Below are 18,134 nucleotides of genomic sequence, written 5' to 3' on the forward strand. Positions count from 1 at the left end.
AGGCCGGGGCCTCGCGAATGATCCGTGCCATCGTACGGCCCCTCCGGCAGCAGATGCGGCCACGGAGCGCCCGGGACCTCGGTCCCAGGGGTGTGACGTCCGTCGCCCCGGCGCGTCGCGCCTGTGGACCGACCGGCGACGCCCCCTCTCCGGGTCTAGGCTCGAACAGCACGCTCGACCATGCCAGACGCGGTCGGGCGTGAGCGGCGCCCGGCCATCTGCGACCGGGTCGACCGTCCGTCGACGTCCCGGTGGTCGTGCCGGGACGAGAAGTGAGGTGGCACGACGATGAGTGAGGGCACCACGGCGCTCGACCAGGTGGCCGACGCAGGAGTCGCGGTATGGCTGGACGACCTGTCCCGGGAGCGCCTGCGCACCGGGAACCTCAAGGACCTCGTGGCCCAGCGCCGCGTGGTGGGCGTCACGACGAACCCGACGATCTTCGCGAGCGCGCTGGCCAAGGGTGACGCGTACGACGAGCAGCTGAAGCAGCTCGCGGCGCAGGGCACGGACGTGGACGGCGCGGTCTTCTCGATCACGACCGACGACGTGCGGGACGCCGCGGACGTGCTGCGCCCCGTGTACGACGCCACCGACGGCGTGGACGGCCGCGTGTCGATCGAGGTCGACCCCCGTCTCGCCCGCGACGCGCAGGCCACCGTCGACTCCGCCCGCGCGCTGTGGTCGACCGTCGACCGGCCGAACCTGTTCATCAAGATCCCGGCGACGCTCGACGGCCTGACCGCGATCAGCGACGTCCTCGCCGACGGCATCAGCGTCAACGTCACGCTGATCTTCTCGCTCGAGCGCTACCGCGCCGTCCTCGACGCGTTCGTCACCGGGCTGGAACGCGCACGCGACAACGGCCACGACCTCGCGCCCATCGCCTCCGTCGCGTCGTTCTTCGTCTCGCGCGTCGACGCCGCGATCGACCCGAAGCTGGACGAGATCGGCTCCCCCGAGGCCGCCGAGCTGCGCGGCAAGGCGGCCATCGCCAACGCGCGGCTCGCGTACGGCGTCTACGAGGAGGTCATCGCCTCCGACCGCTGGCAGGCCCTCGCCGCCGCCGGCGCCAAGCCGCAGCGCCCGCTCTGGGCCTCGACCGGCGTCAAGGACAAGGCCTACCCCGACACGCGGTACGTCGACGAGCTCGTCGTCGCCGGCGTCGTCAACACCATGCCCGAGGGCACGCTGCAGGCCGTCGCCGACCACGGCGACTTCCGGGGCGACACGGTCACCGGCACGCAGGAGGAGGCGCAGCGGGTCATCGACGCGCTCGCCACGCTCGGCATCGAGATCGACGAGGTCACCGAGGCGCTCGAGCGCGAGGGCGTCGACAAGTTCGAGAAGTCCTGGGCCGAGCTGCTCGACACCGTCCGCGGCGGCCTGGACCAGGTGACCGAGTGAGGCCCGCGAAGGTCACGCCGGAGCACAACCCGCTCCGCGACCCGCGCGACCGCCGGCTCCCCCGCATCGCGGGGCCCTCGGGCCTGGTGATCTTCGGGGTCACGGGCGACCTGGCGCGCAAGAAGCTCATGCCCGCGGTGTACGACCTCACCAACCGCGGTCTGCTCCCCCCGGGCTTCGCGCTCACCGGGTTCGCCCGGCGCGACTGGGAGGACCAGGACTTCGCGCAGATCGTGCACGACTCCGTGAAGGAGCACGCGCGCACGCCCTTCCGCGAGTCGACGTGGCGCCAGCTGTCCGAGGGCATCCGGTTCGTCCAGGGCACCTTCGACGACGACGACGCCTTCGACCGGCTGCGGCAGACCGTGGAGGAGCTGGACGTCACCCGTGGCACCGGGGGCAACCACGCGTTCTACCTGTCGGTGCCGCCGAGCGCGTTCCCCGTGGTGTGCAAGCAGCTCGCCCGCTCGGGCCTCTCGGAGTCCGTCGAGGACGCCTGGCGGCGCGTGGTGATCGAGAAGCCGTTCGGCCACGACCTGCAGTCGGCGCGCGAGCTGAACGACGTCGTCTCCTCGGTGTTCCACCCGGACGACGTGTTCCGCATCGACCACTACCTCGGCAAGGAGACGGTGCAGAACCTGCTCGCGCTGCGCTTCGCCAACCAGCTGTTCGAGCCGATCTGGAACGCCAACTACGTCGACCACGTGCAGATCACGATGGCCGAGGACATCGGCGTCGGCGGCCGCGCCGGGTACTACGACGGCATCGGCGCGGCGCGCGACGTCATCCAGAACCACCTGCTGCAGCTCCTCGCCCTCACGGCGATGGAGGAGCCGGTCACGTTCGACGCGCACGACCTGACGGCCGAGAAGATCAAGGTCCTCTCCGCCGTGCGCGTGCCGAAGGACATCGGCAAGCACACCGCCCGCGGCCAGTACGCCGCCGGCTGGCAGGGCGGCGAGAAGGTCGTCGGCTACCTGGACGAGGGCGGGTTCGACCCCAACTCGACCACCGAGACCTTCGCCGCCATCCGCGTCGACGTGGACACCCGCCGCTGGGCCGGCGTCCCGTTCTACCTGCGCACCGGCAAGCGCCTCGGCCGACGCGTCACCGAGATCGCCGTCGTGTTCAAGAAGGCGCCGCACCTGCCCTTCGAGTCGACCGCGACCGAGGAGCTCGGCAAGAACGCGCTCGTCATCCGCGTGCAGCCCGACGAGGGCGTGACCCTGCGGTTCGGCGCCAAGGTGCCGGGCACCGCGATGGAGGTCCGCGACGTCACGATGGACTTCGGCTACGGCCACGCGTTCACCGAGTCCTCCCCGGAGGCGTACGAGCGCCTGATCCTCGACGTCCTGCTGGGCGACCCGCCGCTGTTCCCGCGGCACGAGGAGGTCGAGCTCTCCTGGAAGATCCTCGACCCCATCACGTCCTACTGGGCGTCCAAGGGGAAGCCCGAGCCCTACCGCGCGGGTACCTGGGGGCCGGAGTCGGCCGACCGCATGATGGAGCGCGACGGACGGACCTGGAGGCGACCGTGATCATCGACCTGCCCAAGACGACCACCCGCGACATCAACAAGCGGCTGGTGCAGGAGCGGGACGAGGGCGGCGCCGTCGCCCTCGGCCGCGTGCTGACGCTCATCATCGACGTCGGCGCCAACGACCCCGAGGCCGCCATCGAGGCCGCCAACGACGCGAGCCGCGAGCACCCGTGCCGCGTCATCGTGCTCACCGAGGTCGGCCCCGGCCAGGGCTCCGAGCTCGACGCGCAGATCCGCCTCGGCGGGGACGCCGGCGCCAGCGAGGTCGTCCTGCTGCACCCCTCCGAGGCACAGGCGCGGCACCTCGACACGCTCGTGCTGCCGCTGCTGCTGCCCGACGCGCCGATCGTCGCCTGGTGGCCGTACGCCGCGCCGGAGGACCCGTCGCAGCACCCGATCGGCCAGCTCGCGCGCCGCCGGATCACCGACAGCACCGAGACGGCCGGCCCGACCGACACGCTGCACAAGCTCGCCGACCACTACGCGGAGGGCGACACCGACCTCGCGTGGACCCGCACCACGCTGTGGCGGGGGCTCATCGCGGCGACCCTGGACCAGCCGCCGTTCGAGCCGGTGCAGCGCGCCGTCGTGTCCGGCGAGAGCACCCACCCGTCGGTCGACCTCATGGCCGCGTGGCTCGGGCTCGCGCTGAACTGCCCCGTCGACATCGAGCGCCAGGCCGACGCCCCCGCCATCACGCAGGTGCGGCTGGAGCGGAAGTCCGGGCCGATCGTGCTGGACCGTCCCGACGGCAAGACGGCCGCCCTGCGCCAGCCCGAGCAGCCGGAGCACCGGATCGCCCTGCCGATCCGCCAGCTGCGCGAGTGCCTGGCCGAGGAGCTCCGCCGGCTCGACGCCGACGAGGTCTACGGCGAGGTGCTGCGCAAGGGCCTCACCAAGGTCGGCGCATGACCGGGGCGCCGCGCACCGTCCTCGTGCACCCCGACGCGACCGTGCTGGCCGAGGCCACGGCCGCCCGGTTGATCACCCGCCTCGTCGACCTGCAGTCGGCGGCGGCACCGGTGCACGTCGTCCTCACCGGCGGCACCGTGGGGATCAAGACCCTCGCCGCGGTCGCCGCCTCGCCCGCCCGCGACGCCGTCGACTGGACCGGCGTGCACCTGTGGTGGGGCGACGAGCGGTTCCTCGCCGACGGCGACGCCGAGCGGAACGAGACCCAGGCCCGCGAGGCGCTGATCGGTCCCCTCGGCGACGCCCTGCCGGCGGCGAACGTGCACCCGATGCGCGCCCTCGACGCCACCGCCGGGATCGCGACCCCGGAGGACTCGGCCGCGGCCTACGCCGCCGAGCTCGCCGCGTTCGCACCCGAGGGCGCCGACGTCCCGACGTTCGACGTCCTCATGCTGGGCATGGGACCCGACGGCCACGTCGCGTCCCTGTTCCCCGGGCACGAGGCCGTCGGCACCACCGGCGTCCCGACCGTCGGGGTGCACGGCTCCCCGAAGCCGCCGCCGGAGCGCGTGTCGCTGACGTTCGAGGCCATCCGCGCCGCGAACGAGGTGTGGGTCGTCGCCGCCGGCGCCGAGAAGGCCGACGCGGTCGCGTCCGCCCTGTCGGACGCCCCGGTCGACGTCACCCCCGCCGCCGGCGCCCGCGGCACCGCCGCGACGCTGTGGCTGGTCGACGCAGCCGCCGTCGCGCAGATCGGCGCGACGCCCGGCGCCGCCTGACCCGCGGCACCTTCGCACCAACCGGAGGGCCCCGCAGCCGAGCGCTGCGGGGCCCTCCGCGCACGCACGAGCCGGCGGTACGGCTCCCCTGCCTCCCCGCCCGACGTCTGCACGCCCCCCGACCCGCGTGCCGGACGCCGCGGGCGGCGCCAGGACCTCGGCTCAAGTCCGTCCGCCCCGGGTACCGGCATCGGTAGCATCCGCGCATGCGAACGAGACGGTGGGCAGTGCTGTCCGCGACGGTGCTGGTCACGGCGGTCCTGAGTGCCTGCGGTGCCGATGACGTCCCCGCGGGCGGGACCGAGGCACCCGCGACGGGTGCGGGGATCCAGCGACCCGCGCCGACGACCCCGGCGGACGACGACGCCACCATCTGCACCGACTTCGGCGATGTGCTGACGATCGTCGAGAACGCCGATCGGGGCTTCGCCGACGGCCGGATGGCCGAGCAAGAGCGTGACGGCTGGCACCGGTTGGCAGACCGCGTGCTCGGCCGTCTGCCCTCCGGCGGGGACAGCGCCGTGCAGACCGCGATCGGCGCGCTGCAGGCGGCCGCGCCGGCCGGAGCGCCCGGGGCGTTCGCCGAGTCGACCGGTGTGCGCTCCCCCGAGTGGTCCCGGGCCGAGGCCGACCTCGCCACCGCGTGCGAGGAGGTCGGCGCTCCCCTGGCGATCGACGTGTTCACCGGCGGATGACGCGCAGGCGGGTGCGGCACCCGCGCCGGCCCGCCTCACGTGGAGATGTCGGCCCGACACGCACCGGCGAGTCGGGCAGAGCTGTCCACGTGGCACGGCCGAGGGCGCACGCGGCGTGCGCGAGACGGGCCGGGGTGCGCGAGAGGCCCCGCTGCCGTGGCTGCGGGGCCTCTGTCGCGGTCGTGCGTCAGCGCACGCCGCGGCCGCCTCGGCGGGCACGGAGCGCTGCCAGCGCCTCGTCCAGGATCGCCTCGCCGTCCTCGACGGACCGGCGCTCCTTCACGTAGGCCAGGTGCGTCTTGTAGGGCTCGTTCCGCACGGGCGACGGCGGGTTCGCCTCGTCCTGACCGGCCGGGAAGCCGCAGCGGGGGCAGTCCCAGAGCTCGGGGGCCTCGGCGGCGGCCTCCTCCGCGAAGCTCGGCCGGGTCTCGTGCCCGTTCGCGCACCAGTAGGAGATCCAGATGCGGGGGGCCGCGTCGCCGCGCTCGGCCTCGCCCATGGGGCCGGCGCCGACACGCGAGCCCCGGATCGCACTTCCGCTCGCCATGAGGTCTTCTCCCTCAGCTCACGCGCTCGATGAGACCGAGCAGGATGATGATGACCGCCCACACCAGGGCGACGCCCACGGTGATGCGGTTGAGGTTGCGCTCGGCGACGCCGGAGCTGCCGGCGCTGCTGGTGATGCCGCCGCCGAACATGTCGGACAGGCCGCCGCCCTTGCCCTTGTGGAGCAGGACCAGCGGGATGAGCAGCAGGCTCGTGACCACCAGGAGGACCTGGAGGGCGATGGTGAGGGCTGTCACGACGTCTCTGACTCTCTCGCTTCGTGGGCCCGGCCCGGTGGGGGTCGGGGTCGTACTCGGGTGGAACGCGGGTTCAGGGTAGGCGACGCCGGGCCGAGGAATCCAGCACGATGCCTCCGGCGCGTCCCGAGGTCCCCCGTCCGGCGCCGGTGCGGGCGGTCACGAGGACCGCCCGCACCGGCGCCGGCCGGGTGCGGCGTGGGTCAGGCCGCGGCGTTCGCCCGGAAGAGCGCGATCTTCGCGAACTCCTCGGGGTCGAGCGACGCACCGCCGACGAGCGCGCCGTCGACGTCGGGCTTGCCGATGATCTGCGCGGCGTTGCCGGACTTCACCGAGCCGCCGTACAGCACGCGGACGGCGTCGGCGACCTCGGCCGAGTACAGCTCGGCCAGCTTGCCGCGGACGGCCTCGCAGACCTCCTGCGCGTCCTCGGGCGTGGCGACCTCGCCCGTGCCGATGGCCCAGACGGGCTCGTAGGCGACGACGACGGACTTCGCCTGCTCGGCGGTGATGCCGGCGAGCGAGCCCTCGAGCTGCGTCAGGGTGTACGCGACGTGCTCGCCGGCCTTGCGGACCTCGAGGCCCTCGCCGACGCACACGATCGGGACGATGCCCGCGCCGAACGCGGCGACGGCCTTGGCGGCGACGACCGCGTCGGACTCGCCGTGGTACTCACGACGCTCCGAGTGGCCGACGGCGACGTAGGTGACGCCCAGCTTCGCGAGCTGCGCGGCGGACACCTCGCCGGTGTAGGCGCCGGACTTGTGCTGCGACACGTCCTGCGCGCCGTAGCCGATCTCCAGCTTGTCGGCGTCCACCAGCGTCTGCACGGAGCGCAGGTTGGTGAACGACGGCAGGACGGCGACCTCGACGTCCGAGAAGTCGTGCTTGGCGTCCTTGAGGGACCAGGCGAGCTTCTGGAGCAGGTGCACGGCCTCGTGGTGGTCGAGGTTGAGCTTCCAGTTGCCCGCGATGAGAGGGGTGCGTGCCATGTTCGTCAGGCCTCCAGGACCGCGATGCCGGGGAGGGTCTTGCCCTCGAGGAGCTCCAGCGACGCGCCGCCGCCGGTCGAGATGTGGCCGAAGCCGGCCTCGTCGAAGCCGAGCCGGCGCACGGCCGCGGCCGAGTCGCCGCCGCCGACGATGGAGAAGCCGTCGGTGTCGACGAGCGCCTGCGCGACGGCCTTGGTGCCGGCCGCGAACGCGTCGAACTCGAAGACGCCCATCGGGCCGTTCCAGGCGATGGTCTTCGCGCCGAGGATGGCGTCGCGGAACAGCTCGCCCGACTTCGGGCCGATGTCCAGCCCCATCTTGCCGGCGGGGATGGCGTTCGCGGCGACGGTCTCGTGCGGGGCGTCGGCCGCGAAGCCGTCGGCCGCGACGATGTCGACGGGCAGCACGATCTCGACGCCGGACTCCTGCGCCTGCGCGAGGTAGCCCTTGACCGTCTCGACCTGGTCCTCCTCGAGCAGCGAGGAGCCGACCTCGTGGCCCTGGGCCTTGAGGAAGGTGAAGACCATGCCGCCGCCGATGAGCAGCTTGTCGGCCTTCGTCAGCAGGTTGGCGATGACGCCGAGCTTGTCGGAGACCTTCGAGCCGCCGAGCACGACCACGTAGGGGCGCTCCGGGTCCTCGACGGCCTTGCGCAGCGCCTCGACCTCGGCGAGCACCAGGGTGCCGGCCGCGTGCGGCAGCCGCAGCGCGACGTCGTAGACCGACGCCTGCTTCCGGTGCACCACGCCGAAGCCGTCGGACACGAACGCGTCCGCGAGCTGCGCGAGCTCGTCGGCCAGCTCGCCGCGCACGGCGTCGTCCTTCGAGGTCTCGCGGGCGTCGAACCGGATGTTCTCGAGCAGGGCGATCTGGCCGTCCTGCAGCGCCGCGACGGTGGCCTTGGCGGAGTCGCCGACCACGTCCTCGGCGAGGGTGACGTCCTGGCCGAGCAGCTCGCCGAGGCGGGCGGCGACCGGGGCGAGGGAGTACGTCGCGTCGGGCTCGCCCTTCGGGCGGCCGAGGTGCGCGGTGACGACGACGCGGGCGCCGGCGTCCAGCAGGCGCCGCAGCGTCGGCAGGGCGGCGCGGATGCGGCCGTCGTCGGTGATGGTCGTGCCGTCGAGCGGCACGTTGAAGTCGGAACGGACGAGCACGCGCTTGCCGCGCAGGTCGCCGAGGTCCTCGATGGTCTTCATGATCTCCTACCTTGCTCCGTCGGCGCCGTCGGCGTGCCGGCGGCGTCCTGGTCCCTACATGGCAGCGTCCGCGCCACGCCGGAGTCGGTGGGACCGACCCCGGCGGTGCGCGGACGCATGACCGTCGCTACGGACGGGCGAGTGTCAGAGACGCTCGCCGACGTAGCTGGTGAGCGCGACGAGGGAGTTCGAGTAGCCCCACTCGTTGTCGTACCAGGAGACGACCTTCACGAGGTCGCCCGACACCTTGGTCAGCTTCGAGTCGAAGATGCTCTGGTGCGGGTCGGTGACGATGTCGCTGGAGACGATCTCGTCCTCGACGTAGGACAGGATGCCCTTGAGCGGGCCCTCCGAGGCGGCCTTGATCGCGGCGTTGACCTCGTCGACCGTGACCTCGCGCGAGGCGGTGAAGGTCAGGTCGGTGGCAGAGCCGGTGATGGTCGGGACGCGCAGCGCGTAGCCGTCCAGCTTGCCCTTGAGCTCCGGCAGCACGAGCGCCACGGCCTTGGCCGCACCGGTCGACGTCGGGACGATGTTCTGCGCGGCGGCGCGGGCACGACGGAGGTCCTTGTGCGGGCCGTCCTGCAGGTTCTGGTCACCCGTGTAGGCGTGGATCGTGGTCATGAGGCCACGCTCGATGCCGATCGAGTCGTTGAGCGCCTTGGCCAGCGGGGCGAGGCAGTTCGTGGTGCACGACGCGTTCGAGATGATGTGCTGCGTGGCCGGGTCGTACGACTCGTGGTTCACGCCGACGACGAAGGTGCCGTCCTCGTTCTTCGCCGGGGCGGAGATGATGACCTTCTTGGCACCGGCGGCGATGTGCGCCTTGGCCTTCTCGGCGTCCGTGAAGAAGCCGGTCGACTCGATGACGATGTCCGCACCGAGCTCGGCCCAGGGGAGGTTGGCCGGGTCGCGCTCCGCGAGGGCGCGGATGTTCTTGCCGTCGACGATGATGTTGTCGTCGTCGAACGCGACGCTCAGCGGGAAGCGGCCCAGCACGGTGTCGTACTTGAGCAGGTGCGCGAGCGTCTTGTTGTCCGTCAGGTCGTTGACGCCGACGATCTCGATGTCGGCGCCCGACGCCACGATGGCCCGGTAGAAGTTGCGCCCGATGCGGCCGAAGCCGTTGATGCCGACCTTGATGGTCACTTGCCCTCCTCGGCACGCGCCGGCAGGGGCCGGCACACACTGTTGCGGTGATGGACTGCGCACGCCGCTGTGCGCTTCCGGAAACGCCGTGGTCACACGATCTTGACCCGCAGGTGATCTCCGGATGGCACAGAGCCTATACCCGCGCGACCGGTGCCGCAGGGACCTAGGTCTGCCTGCGGACACCCTCCCGGGTGGCGCGAGCAGGTGATCCGCGTGCGGCTCAGAGGTCGAGCAGGTCCGGGCTGAGACCCGACTCGGTGTCGGGGATGCCCAGGTCGGCGGCACGCTTGTCGGCGGTCGCCAGCAGGCGGCGGATCCGCCCCGCCACGGCGTCCTTGGTCAGCACCGGGTCGGCGAGCTTGCCGAGCTCCTCCAGCGACGCCTCCTTGTGCGCCAGCCGCAGCTCCCCCGCCTCGCGCAGGTGCTCCGGCAGGTCGGCGCCGAGGATCTCGAACGCGCGCTCGACACGGGCACCGGCGGCGACGGCGGCGCGCGCGGACCGGCGCAGGTTCGCGTCGTCGAAGTTGGCCAGGCGGTTGGCGGTGCCGCGGACCTCGCGGCGGACCCGGCGCTCCTCCCAGACCAGCAGCGTGTCGTGCGCGCCGAGCCGGGCGAGCATGGCCGCGATGGCGTCGCCGTCGCGGATCACGACGCGGTCGATGCCGCGCACCTCGCGGGCCTTGGCGGAGATCTGGAGCCGGCGCGCCGCGCCGACCAGGGCCAGCGCGGCCTCGGGCCCGGGGCAGGTCACCTCGAGCGCGGACGACCGGCCGGGCTCGGTCAGCGAGCCGTGCGCGAGGAACGCGCCGCGCCAGGCGGCCTCCGCCTCCTGCGGGCCCGCGCCGACGATCTGCGGCGGCAGCCCGCGCACCGGCCGGCCGCGGTTGTCGAGGAGACCGGTCTGCCGGGCCAGCGACTCGCCGTCCTTCACGACCCGCACGACGTACCGGTTGCCGCGGCGCAGCCCGCCGCCGGAGACGACGATGACCTCGGACTGGTGGCCGTAGACCTCCGCGATCGCCGTCCGCAGCCGCCGGGCGGCCGCGCCGGTGTCGAGCTCGGCCTCGATGACGATCCGCCCCGAGATGATGTGCAGCCCGCCGGCGAACCGCAGCGTCGCCGACACCTCCGCCTTGCGGCACGACGTCTTGTCGACCTGGAGCCGCGCAAGCTCGTCCTTCACCTGTGCCGTCAGAGCCATGCGGTCATCCTGCCATCCCGCGGGCGGGCCCGACGTCGCCCAGGTAGCCCTCGACGACGTCGCTGATCGCGGCCGCCAGCCGGAGCGGGTCGTGGCGCGGCGTGCCGTCCCCGCGGCGCACCTGGCGCAGCAGCAGCCGGCCGCCGAACGCCGCCGTGCGGTCCACCAGCTCGTCGACGTCGTCCACCGACCCGGGGTCGGCGATGACGGCGTCCAGGCGCAGCTCCGGCGCGTGCTGCCGCAGCGCGTCGAGGTGCTCGCAGGGGCCCATGCCGGCGGTCTCGGCGTCGGGGCTGAGGTTGAGGACGACGATCCGCCGCGCGGACGTCCGGTGCAGCGCCGCGGCGAGCTCGGGGACCAGGAGGTGCGGGATCACGGAGGTGTACCAGGACCCCGGCCCGAGCACGACCCAGTCGGCCTCCTCCACGGCGGCGACGGCCTCGGGCCGGGCCGGGGGCCGCTCGGGCACGAGGCGCACGCCGGCGATGCGGTCCCGCGCCACGGCCACGTGGCTCTGGCCCCGCACGACGTGCGCGGAGCCGTCGTCGCGCACGACGTCCGCCTCGATGGCCAGCGGCACGGCCGCCATCGGGAGCACCCGGCCGCGGGCGCCGAGCAGCCGCCCGACCCAGTCCAGCCCGTCGACGGTGTCCCCGAGCAGCTCCCACAGCGCGACGATGAGCAGGTTGCCGACCGCGTGCTGGTCGAGGTCGCCGCGGGAGGTGAACCGGTGCTGGAGCACGTCGCGCCAGGTCCGGCCCCAGTCCGAGTCGTCGCACAGCGCCGAGAGGGCCATCCGCAGGTCGCCCGGCGGCAGGACGTCGAGCTCGTCGCGCAGCCGGCCGGAGGACCCGCCGTCGTCCGCCACGGTGACGACCGCGGTGAGCCGGTCGGTCACCCGACGGAGCGCCTCGAGGGTGCCCGAGAGACCGTGGCCGCCGCCGAGGGCGACGAACGCCGGCTGGGCACCCCGGGTGGGCGTCGTCACTCCTTGCCGAGGTCGCGCGCGGCGACGGTGACGCGCTGCCCCCGGCCGCGCAGCCGCTCGGCGATCGCCTCGCTGATGGCGACCGAGCGGTGCTTGCCGCCGGTGCAGCCGACCGCGATGGTGACGTAGCGCTTCTCCTCGGCCAGGTAGCCGGCGAGGACCGGCTCGAGCGCGTCGACGTACCGGTCGACGAAGTCGAGCGCCCCGGGCAGGCCGAGGACGTAGTCGCGCACGGGTGCGTCGCGGCCGGACATGTGCCGGAGCTCGGTGATCCAGTACGGGTTCGCGAGGAACCGCACGTCGACGACGTGGTCCGCGTCCAGCGGGATGCCGTACTTGAACCCGAACGACAGGACGTTGACCCGCAGGGCGTCCTCCTGCTCGGAGGACGACACGGCTGCGCGCACGATCCGGCCGAGCTCGTGCACGTTCGTCTCCGAGGAGTCGATCAGCACGTCGGCCCGCTCCCGGATGTCCGACAGCAGGTTCCGCTCCGCGGAGATGCCGTCGAGGATCCGGCCCTCGCCCTGCAGCGGGTGGGGCCGGCGGACCTGCTCGTACCGGCGGACCAGCACCTCGTCCGAGGCGTCGAGGAACAGGATCCGGTAGTCGACGCCCGACTGCCGCAGCTGGGCCAGGACGGCCAGCAGGTCGGCGAAGAACTCGCGTCCCCGGACGTCGACCACCGCGGCGAGCCGCAGGTCGGCGCTGGGCGGACCGCCGTGGGTGAGCATGCCCACCAGGTGGGTCAGCATCTGCGCGGGCAGGTTGTCGACGACGTACCAGCCCATGTCCTCGAGGACCGCACCGGCACGCGTGCGCCCGGCGCCGGACATGCCCGTGATGATCAGGACGTGCGGCTGCTGCAGGTGGGGCGCCTCGGTGGCCGCCTCGATCGCCGGGATGCCGGTGGGGACCGTGATCGGCGAGATCTCGTCGCTCATGAGCCCAGCATGCCAGCCGCGTCGGCCGGGGCCTCGGCGGGCTCGACCAGCGGCGCGTCCCCGGCCAGCGCCGCGACCACCGCGGCCGCCGTGCGCGCGCCCATGCCGGGCACCGTGGCGATCTCCTCGGCCGACGCGGCCTTCAGCCGCCGGAGCGACCCGAAGTGCTTGAGCAGCGCCGCCGTCCGGGCCGGACCCAGGCCCGGCACGGAGTCGAGGGCCGACACCGTCATGCCCTTGCTCCGCTTCTTGCGGTGCGCGGTGATCGCGAACCGGTGCGCCTCGTCCCGGACGCGCTGCAGCAGGTACAGGCCCTCGGACGAGCGCTGCAGGATCACGGGGTAGTCCTCCCCCGGCAGCCATACCTCCTCGAGCCGCTTGGCCAGGCCGCACAGCGCGACGTCGTCGATGCCGAGCTCGGCCAGCGCGGCTGCCGCGGCCGCCACCTGGGGCGGGCCGCCGTCGACCACGACCAGGTTGGGCGGGTAGGCGAAGCGCTGCGGCCGTCCGGTGGTCTCGTCGATCGGCCCGGACCGCACGGGCCCCGCGTCGGCGTCGGCCAGCGCCTCGGCGACCTGGTCCTCCCCCAGTCCCAGCTCGAGGTCCCCGGCCTGCTCGCGCTCCGCGAGGTACCGGCGGAACCGGCGGGTGATGACCTCGTGCATGGCGGCGGTGTCGTCGCGCGCGCCGGTGCCCTCGGGGCCGCGGATCCCGAACGTGCGGTACTCGCTCTTGCGCGCCAGGCCGTCCTCGAACACGACCATCGAGGCCACCTGGTACGTGCCCTGGTTGTGCGACACGTCGTAGCACTCGATGCGCAGCGGGGCCGACTCGAGCCCGAGCGCCTCCTGGATCTCCTGCAGCGCCTGGCTCCGCGTGGTGAGGTCGCCGGCGCGCCGGGTGCGGTGCAGCGCGAGCGCGTGCTCGGCGTTCTTGCGCACGGTCTCGGCGAGCTCGTGCTTGTCGCCGCGCTGGGCGACGCGGACCTGCACCCGGCTGCCCCGCAGGCCGGACAGCCAGGTCTGCACCTGGTCGAGGTCCGGCGGCAGCACCGGGACGAGGACCTCGCGCGGGACGGCGCCGGCCGTGGCACCGCCCCCGGCCGCGTCGCCGCCGGGGGTGTCCCCGTAGACCTGCTGCAGCAGGTGCTCGACCAGCTCGGCGTCGCTGAGGGCCTCGACCTTCTCCACCACCCAGCCGCGCTGACCGCGGATCCGGCCGCCGCGGACGTGGAACACCTGGACCGCGGCCTCGAGCTCGTCGCCGGCCAGCGCGAAGATGTCCGCGTCCGTGCCGTCGGCGAGCACGACGGCGTTCTTCTCCGTGGCGCGCTGCAGCGCCGCGATGTCGTCGCGGAGACGGGCCGCGCGCTCGAAGTCGAGCTCGGCCGACGCCTCCTGCATCCGGGCCGTCAGGCGCTTGGTGAACCGGGCCGTGTCGCCGGCCATGAAGTCGGCGAACTCCTCGGCGAGGACGTGGTGGTCCTCCTGGGAGATCTTGCCGACGCAGGGGGCGGAGCACTTGTCGATGTACCCGAGCAGGCAGGGGCGGCCCTGCTGCTTCGCGCGCTTGAACACGCCCGCGGAGCAGGTGCGCACCGGGAACACCCGCAGCAGCAGGTCGACGGTCTCGCGGATCGCCCAGGCGTGGGCGTACGGGCCGAAGTACCGGGTGCCGGGGCGCTTGGCGCCGCGCATCACCTGCACGCGCGGGAACTGGTCCGCCAGCGTCACGGCGAGGTACGGGTAGGACTTGTCGTCCCGGTACTTCACGTTGAACCGGGGGTCGAACTCCTTGATCCAGGAGTACTCGAGCGACAGCGCCTCGACCTCGGTGCCGACGACGGTCCACTGCACCGACGCCGCGGTCGTGACCATGGTCTGGGTGCGCGGGTGCAGCCCGGCGACGTCCTGGAAGTAGCTGTTCAGCCGCGACCGCAGGCTCTTGGCCTTGCCGACGTAGATGACCCGGCCGTCCTTGTCGCGGAACCGGTACACGCCCGGCTGGTCCGGGATCTCGCCCGGTGCCGGGCGGTAGGTCGCGGGGTCAGCCATGCGCACCACCGTAGTTCGGGGCACCGACGCCCGGCCGCCGGTACCGTGACGAGATGGGACTGCTCCACGAGTACGCCGCCGACGTCGTGTGGACGGGCGCGGGCGCCACGGGCACGACGGGGTACGCCGCGTACTCCCGCGACCACGAGATCCACGTGGCGGGCAAGCCGCCGCTGCTCGGGTCGGCCGACCCCGCGTTCCGGGGCGACCCGACGCGGCACAACCCCGAGGAGCTGCTCGTCGCCGCGCTGGCCGAGTGCCACATGCTCTGGTTCCTCCACTTCGCCGCCACGTCGGGCGTGGCGGTCGTCGGGTACACCGATCGCGCCACCGGCACGATGCGGGTCGAGGCGGCGGGGCACGGCCAGTTCACCCAGGTGATCCTCCGTCCCCACGTGACGGTCCGCACGGGCGGCGCCGTCACGTGGGACCGCACGGGTCTGGACGGCCAGCTCGCCGACCTCCACCGCCGGGCGCACGAGCACTGCTTCATCGCCCGGTCGGTGACGTTCCCGGTGCTGACCGAGCCGGCGCCCGCGGTCCTGGAGGCCGCGGACGCCGATCCCGTCACGCGCTGACGCGCTCCTGCGCCGGGTCGGACAGCACCTCGGCGAGGAACCGGCCGGTGTGGCTGGCCTCGACGCGGGCGACCGCCTCGGGCGTGCCCTCCGCGACGACGGTGCCGCCGCCGGAGCCGCCCTCGGGCCCCATGTCGATCACCCAGTCGGCGTTCTTGATGACGTCGAGGTTGTGCTCGATGACGAGGACGGTGTTGCCCTTGTCGACCAGGCCCTGCAGGACGCCGAGCAGCTTGCGGATGTCCTCGAAGTGCAGGCCGGTGGTCGGCTCGTCGAGCACGTACGCCGTGCGGCCGGTCGACCGCCGCTGCAGCTCGGTGGCCAGCTTGACGCGCTGCGCCTCGCCGCCGGAGAGCGTCGGCGCGGGCTGGCCGAGCCGGACGTACCCGAGGCCGACGTCCACGAGCGTCGACAGGTGCCGGCTGATCGCGGGCACCGCGGCGAAGAACTCCGCGGCCTCCTCGATCGGCATGTCGAGCACGTCGGCGACCGTCTTGCCCTTGAAGTGCACCTCGAGCGTCTCGCGGTTGTAGCGCGCGCCGTGGCAGACCTCGCACGGGACGTAGACGTCCGGCAGGAAGTTCATCTCGATCTTCAGCGTGCCGTCGCCGGAGCAGGCCTCGCAGCGGCCGCCCTTGACGTTGAACGAGAACCGGCCCGCGGTGTAGCCACGCACCTTGGCCTCGGTCGTCTCGGCGAACAGCTTGCGGATCCGGTCCCAGACGCCGGTGTAGGTGGCGGGGTTGGACCGCGGGGTGCGGCCGATCGGGCCCTGGTCGACGTGCACGACCTTGTCGAGCTGGTCGAGGCCGCTGACCCGCTTGTGCCGGCCGGCGACGCGACGGGCGCCGTTCAGCTCGTTGGCCATCACGGTGTAGAGGATCGAGTTGACCAGCGTCGACTTGCCGGAGCCCGAGACGCCGGTCACCGCGGTGAAGGTGCCGAGGGGGAACGACACGTCGACGTTCTGCAGGTTGTGCTCGCGGGCGCCGTGCACGGTGACCTGGCGCTTCCTGTCGACCTTGCGGCGCTTGGCGGGCATCGGGATCTGCCGGCGGCCCGACAGGTAGGCGCCGGTGACCGACTCGCGGGAGTCGAGCAGGCCCTGCAGGTCGCCGGAGTGCACGACGCGGCCGCCGTGCTCGCCCGCGCCGGGGCCCACGTCGACGATCCAGTCCGCGGTGCGGATGGTGTCCTCGTCGTGCTCGACGACGATCAGCGTGTTGCCGAGGTCGCGCAGGCGGGTCAGCGTGTCGATCAGGCGGCGGTTGTCGCGCTGGTGCAGGCCGATGCTCGGCTCGTCCAGCACGTACAGCACCCCGACCAGTCCCGAGCCGATCTGCGTGGCGAGCCGGATGCGCTGCGCCTCGCCGCCGGACAGGGTGCCCGCGGCGCGCATGAGCGACAGGTAGTCCAGGCCGACGTCGAGCAGGAAGCCGAGGCGGGCCTGGATCTCCTTGAGCACCTGCTCGGCGATCTGACGCTCCCGCACGCCGAGCTCGAGGCCGTCGAGGAAGTCACGCGCCTCGCGGATGGGCAGGGCGCAGACCTCGGCGATCGACTTGCCGCCGACCAGCACCGCCAGCACCTCGGGCTTGAGCCGCGTGCCCTCGCAGACGGGGCACGGCACCTCCCGCATGTACGCCTCGTACTTCTCCTTGCTCCACTCGGACTCGGTCTCCTGGTGGCGGCGCTCCAGGAACGTCACCACGCCCTCGAAGCCCGTGGAGTACTGGCGCTCACGGCCCCAGCGGTTCTTGTACTTGACGTGCACCTGGTGGTTCTCGCCGTACAGCACCGCCCTGCGGGCGCGCTCCGGGAGCGCCCGCCAGGGCTGGTCCATCGAGAAGCCGAGGTCGTCGGACAGCGCGGTCAGCACGCGCTCGAAGTACTCGGAGGAGATCTGCGCCCACGGGGCCACGGCACCGTCGCGCAGCGAGAGGTCGTCGTCGGGGACGACCAGGTCGGGGTCGACCTCCAGGCGCGAGCCGAGACCGGTGCACTCCGGGCAGGCGCCGTAGGGCGCGTTGAACGAGAACGTCCGGGGCTCGATCTCCTCCAGCGTGAGCTGGTGGTCGTTCGGGCAGGCGCGGTTCTCGGAGAACCGGCGCTCGCGCTCCGGGTCGTCCACGTCGGCGTCCACCATCTCGACGACCAGCAGGCCGCCGGCCAGGCCGAGCGCGGTCTCGACGGAGTCGGTGAGACGACGCTGCACGCCCTCGCGCGAGACCAGGCGGTCGACGACCACCTCGATGTCGTGCTTGAGCTTCTTCTCCAGCGTCGGCGGCTCGGTCAGCTGCACGACCTCCCCGTCGACCCGCGCGCGGGCGAAGCCCTTGGCCTGGAGCTCCTTGAACAGGTCGGCGTACTCGCCCTTGCGGCCGCGCACCACGGGCGCCAGCACCTGGTACCGCGTGCCCTCGGGCAGCTCGAGCAGGCGGTCGACGATCTGCTGCGGGGTCTGCGCGGTGACGCGCTCGCCGCAGACCGGGCAGTGCTGCGTGCCGGCGCGGGCGAACAGCAGGCGGAGGTAGTCGTAGACCTCCGTGATGGTGCCGACCGTCGACCGGGGGTTGCGGTTGGTCGACTTCTGGTCGATGGACACCGCGGGCGACAGGCCCTCGATGAAGTCGACGTCGGGCTTGTCCATCTGGCCGAGGAACTGGCGCGCGTACGCGGACAGCGACTCGACGTAGCGGCGCTGCCCCTCCGCGAAGATGGTGTCGAACGCCAGCGACGACTTGCCGGACCCGGACAGCCCCGTGAAGACGATGAGCCTGTCACGCGGGAGGTCCAGGTCGACGTTGCGCAGGTTGTGCTCGCGGGCCCCCTGGACCACCAGTCGATCATTCACGCGCGCCATGCTACGGCGGACCACCGACAGGCGCACATG

The 18,134-nt window shown here is 73.0% G+C and carries 16 protein-coding genes; 6 read left to right on the forward strand and 10 right to left on the reverse strand.

Annotated elements, in window-relative coordinates; translation table 11 throughout:
- Positions 1–288: 288 nt before the first annotated feature.
- From tal to ACWPWW_RS02705, 5 genes are all read left to right on the forward strand, one after another.
- Positions 289–1,407 (forward strand): transaldolase, encoded by a 1,119-nt coding sequence (gene tal / locus ACWPWW_RS02685; RefSeq protein ID WP_454048799.1) that lies wholly within the window; start codon positions 289–291, stop codon positions 1,405–1,407.
- Positions 1,404–2,945 (forward strand): glucose-6-phosphate dehydrogenase, encoded by a 1,542-nt coding sequence (zwf, locus tag ACWPWW_RS02690; RefSeq protein WP_454048800.1) that lies wholly within the window; start codon positions 1,404–1,406, stop codon positions 2,943–2,945. Before tal ends, zwf begins: the two co-directional genes overlap by 4 nt.
- Positions 2,942–3,859, forward strand: a complete 918-nt coding sequence (locus ACWPWW_RS02695; RefSeq protein ID WP_454048801.1) for a glucose-6-phosphate dehydrogenase assembly protein OpcA — start codon at positions 2,942–2,944, stop codon at positions 3,857–3,859. The genes zwf and ACWPWW_RS02695 overlap by 4 nt, the downstream gene beginning before the upstream one ends.
- Positions 3,856–4,638 carry a 6-phosphogluconolactonase gene (gene pgl / locus ACWPWW_RS02700; protein ID WP_454048802.1) on the forward strand — a complete coding sequence of 261 codons (783 nt, stop codon included), beginning with the start codon at positions 3,856–3,858 and terminating at the stop codon, positions 4,636–4,638. Before ACWPWW_RS02695 ends, pgl begins: the two co-directional genes overlap by 4 nt.
- Positions 4,639–4,844: 206 nt before the next feature.
- Positions 4,845–5,333 carry a hypothetical protein gene (locus ACWPWW_RS02705; RefSeq protein ID WP_454048803.1) on the forward strand — a complete coding sequence of 163 codons (489 nt, stop codon included), beginning with the start codon at positions 4,845–4,847 and terminating at the stop codon, positions 5,331–5,333.
- A gap of 187 nt (positions 5,334–5,520) precedes the next feature.
- Here ACWPWW_RS02705 and ACWPWW_RS02710 read toward each other — a convergent pair whose 3' ends face one another.
- The 9 genes from ACWPWW_RS02710 to uvrC all read right to left on the reverse strand — a co-directional run bounded on the left by ACWPWW_RS02710 (position 5,521) and on the right by uvrC (position 14,663).
- Positions 5,521–5,880, reverse strand: coding sequence for an RNA polymerase-binding protein RbpA (locus ACWPWW_RS02710; RefSeq protein ID WP_454048804.1), 360 nt, complete (start codon positions 5,878–5,880; stop codon positions 5,521–5,523).
- A 13-nt stretch (positions 5,881–5,893) separates the two neighbouring features.
- Positions 5,894–6,136, reverse strand: coding sequence for a preprotein translocase subunit SecG (gene secG, locus ACWPWW_RS02715; RefSeq protein WP_454048805.1), 243 nt, complete (start codon positions 6,134–6,136; stop codon positions 5,894–5,896).
- Positions 6,137–6,339: 203 nt separating this feature from the next.
- Positions 6,340–7,128, reverse strand: a complete 789-nt coding sequence (gene tpiA, locus ACWPWW_RS02720) for a triose-phosphate isomerase (RefSeq protein ID WP_454048806.1) — start codon at positions 7,126–7,128, stop codon at positions 6,340–6,342.
- 5 nt (positions 7,129–7,133) lie between these two features.
- Positions 7,134–8,324: a phosphoglycerate kinase gene (locus ACWPWW_RS02725; protein WP_454048807.1), complete on the reverse strand. Its 1,191-nt coding sequence runs from the start codon at positions 8,322–8,324 to the stop codon at positions 7,134–7,136.
- Positions 8,325–8,468: 144 nt separating this feature from the next.
- On the reverse strand, positions 8,469–9,473 hold the full coding sequence (gene gap, locus ACWPWW_RS02730; protein WP_454048808.1) for a type I glyceraldehyde-3-phosphate dehydrogenase: 1,005 nt from the start codon (positions 9,471–9,473) through the stop codon (positions 8,469–8,471).
- 223 nt (positions 9,474–9,696) lie between these two features.
- The gene (whiA, locus tag ACWPWW_RS02735) at positions 9,697–10,677 is read right to left on the reverse strand and encodes a DNA-binding protein WhiA (RefSeq protein WP_454048809.1); all 981 of its coding nucleotides are present in this window, start codon (positions 10,675–10,677) and stop codon (positions 9,697–9,699) included.
- 4 nt (positions 10,678–10,681) lie between these two features.
- On the reverse strand, positions 10,682–11,665 hold the full coding sequence (locus ACWPWW_RS02740) for a gluconeogenesis factor YvcK family protein (RefSeq protein WP_454048810.1): 984 nt from the start codon (positions 11,663–11,665) through the stop codon (positions 10,682–10,684).
- Complete coding sequence (rapZ, locus tag ACWPWW_RS02745) at positions 11,662–12,609, reverse strand: RNase adapter RapZ (protein WP_454048811.1); 948 nt, start codon at positions 12,607–12,609, stop codon at positions 11,662–11,664. The genes ACWPWW_RS02740 and rapZ overlap by 4 nt, the downstream gene beginning before the upstream one ends.
- Positions 12,606–14,663, reverse strand: a complete 2,058-nt coding sequence (gene uvrC / locus ACWPWW_RS02750) for an excinuclease ABC subunit UvrC (RefSeq protein ID WP_454048812.1) — start codon at positions 14,661–14,663, stop codon at positions 12,606–12,608. Before uvrC ends, rapZ begins: the two co-directional genes overlap by 4 nt.
- A gap of 53 nt (positions 14,664–14,716) precedes the next feature.
- Here uvrC and ACWPWW_RS02755 point away from each other — a divergent pair, with 53 nt between their 5' ends.
- Positions 14,717–15,241 carry an OsmC family protein gene (locus ACWPWW_RS02755; protein WP_454048813.1) on the forward strand — a complete coding sequence of 175 codons (525 nt, stop codon included), beginning with the start codon at positions 14,717–14,719 and terminating at the stop codon, positions 15,239–15,241.
- Here the strand turns inward: ACWPWW_RS02755 and uvrA are convergent.
- Positions 15,231–18,095, reverse strand: coding sequence for an excinuclease ABC subunit UvrA (gene uvrA, locus ACWPWW_RS02760; protein ID WP_454048814.1), 2,865 nt, complete (start codon positions 18,093–18,095; stop codon positions 15,231–15,233). The two genes, ACWPWW_RS02755 and uvrA, sit on opposite strands and share 11 nt — an antisense overlap.
- Between the last annotated feature and the right edge of the window lie 39 nt (positions 18,096–18,134).

It is taken from the genome of Cellulomonas sp. Marseille-Q8402 (genome assembly GCF_965119525.1).

Bases quoted from the DNA above. Each gene is read 5' to 3' on its own strand.
- tal (WP_454048799.1), top strand. From the start codon at position 289: ATGAGTGAGGGCACCACGGCGCTCGACCAGGTGGCCGACGCAGGAGTC.
- pgl (WP_454048802.1), top strand. From the start codon at position 3,856: ATGACCGGGGCGCCGCGCACCGTCCTCGTGCACCCCGACGCGACCGTG.
- ACWPWW_RS02705 (WP_454048803.1), top strand. From the start codon at position 4,845: ATGCGAACGAGACGGTGGGCAGTGCTGTCCGCGACGGTGCTGGTCACG.
- ACWPWW_RS02710 (WP_454048804.1), bottom strand. From the start codon at position 5,880: ATGGCGAGCGGAAGTGCGATCCGGGGCTCGCGTGTCGGCGCCGGCCCC.
- tpiA (WP_454048806.1), bottom strand. From the start codon at position 7,128: ATGGCACGCACCCCTCTCATCGCGGGCAACTGGAAGCTCAACCTCGAC.
- ACWPWW_RS02725 (WP_454048807.1), bottom strand. From the start codon at position 8,324: ATGAAGACCATCGAGGACCTCGGCGACCTGCGCGGCAAGCGCGTGCTC.
- whiA (WP_454048809.1), bottom strand. From the start codon at position 10,677: ATGGCTCTGACGGCACAGGTGAAGGACGAGCTTGCGCGGCTCCAGGTC.
- rapZ (WP_454048811.1), bottom strand. From the start codon at position 12,609: ATGAGCGACGAGATCTCGCCGATCACGGTCCCCACCGGCATCCCGGCG.
- uvrC (WP_454048812.1), bottom strand. From the start codon at position 14,663: ATGGCTGACCCCGCGACCTACCGCCCGGCACCGGGCGAGATCCCGGAC.
- ACWPWW_RS02755 (WP_454048813.1), top strand. From the start codon at position 14,717: ATGGGACTGCTCCACGAGTACGCCGCCGACGTCGTGTGGACGGGCGCG.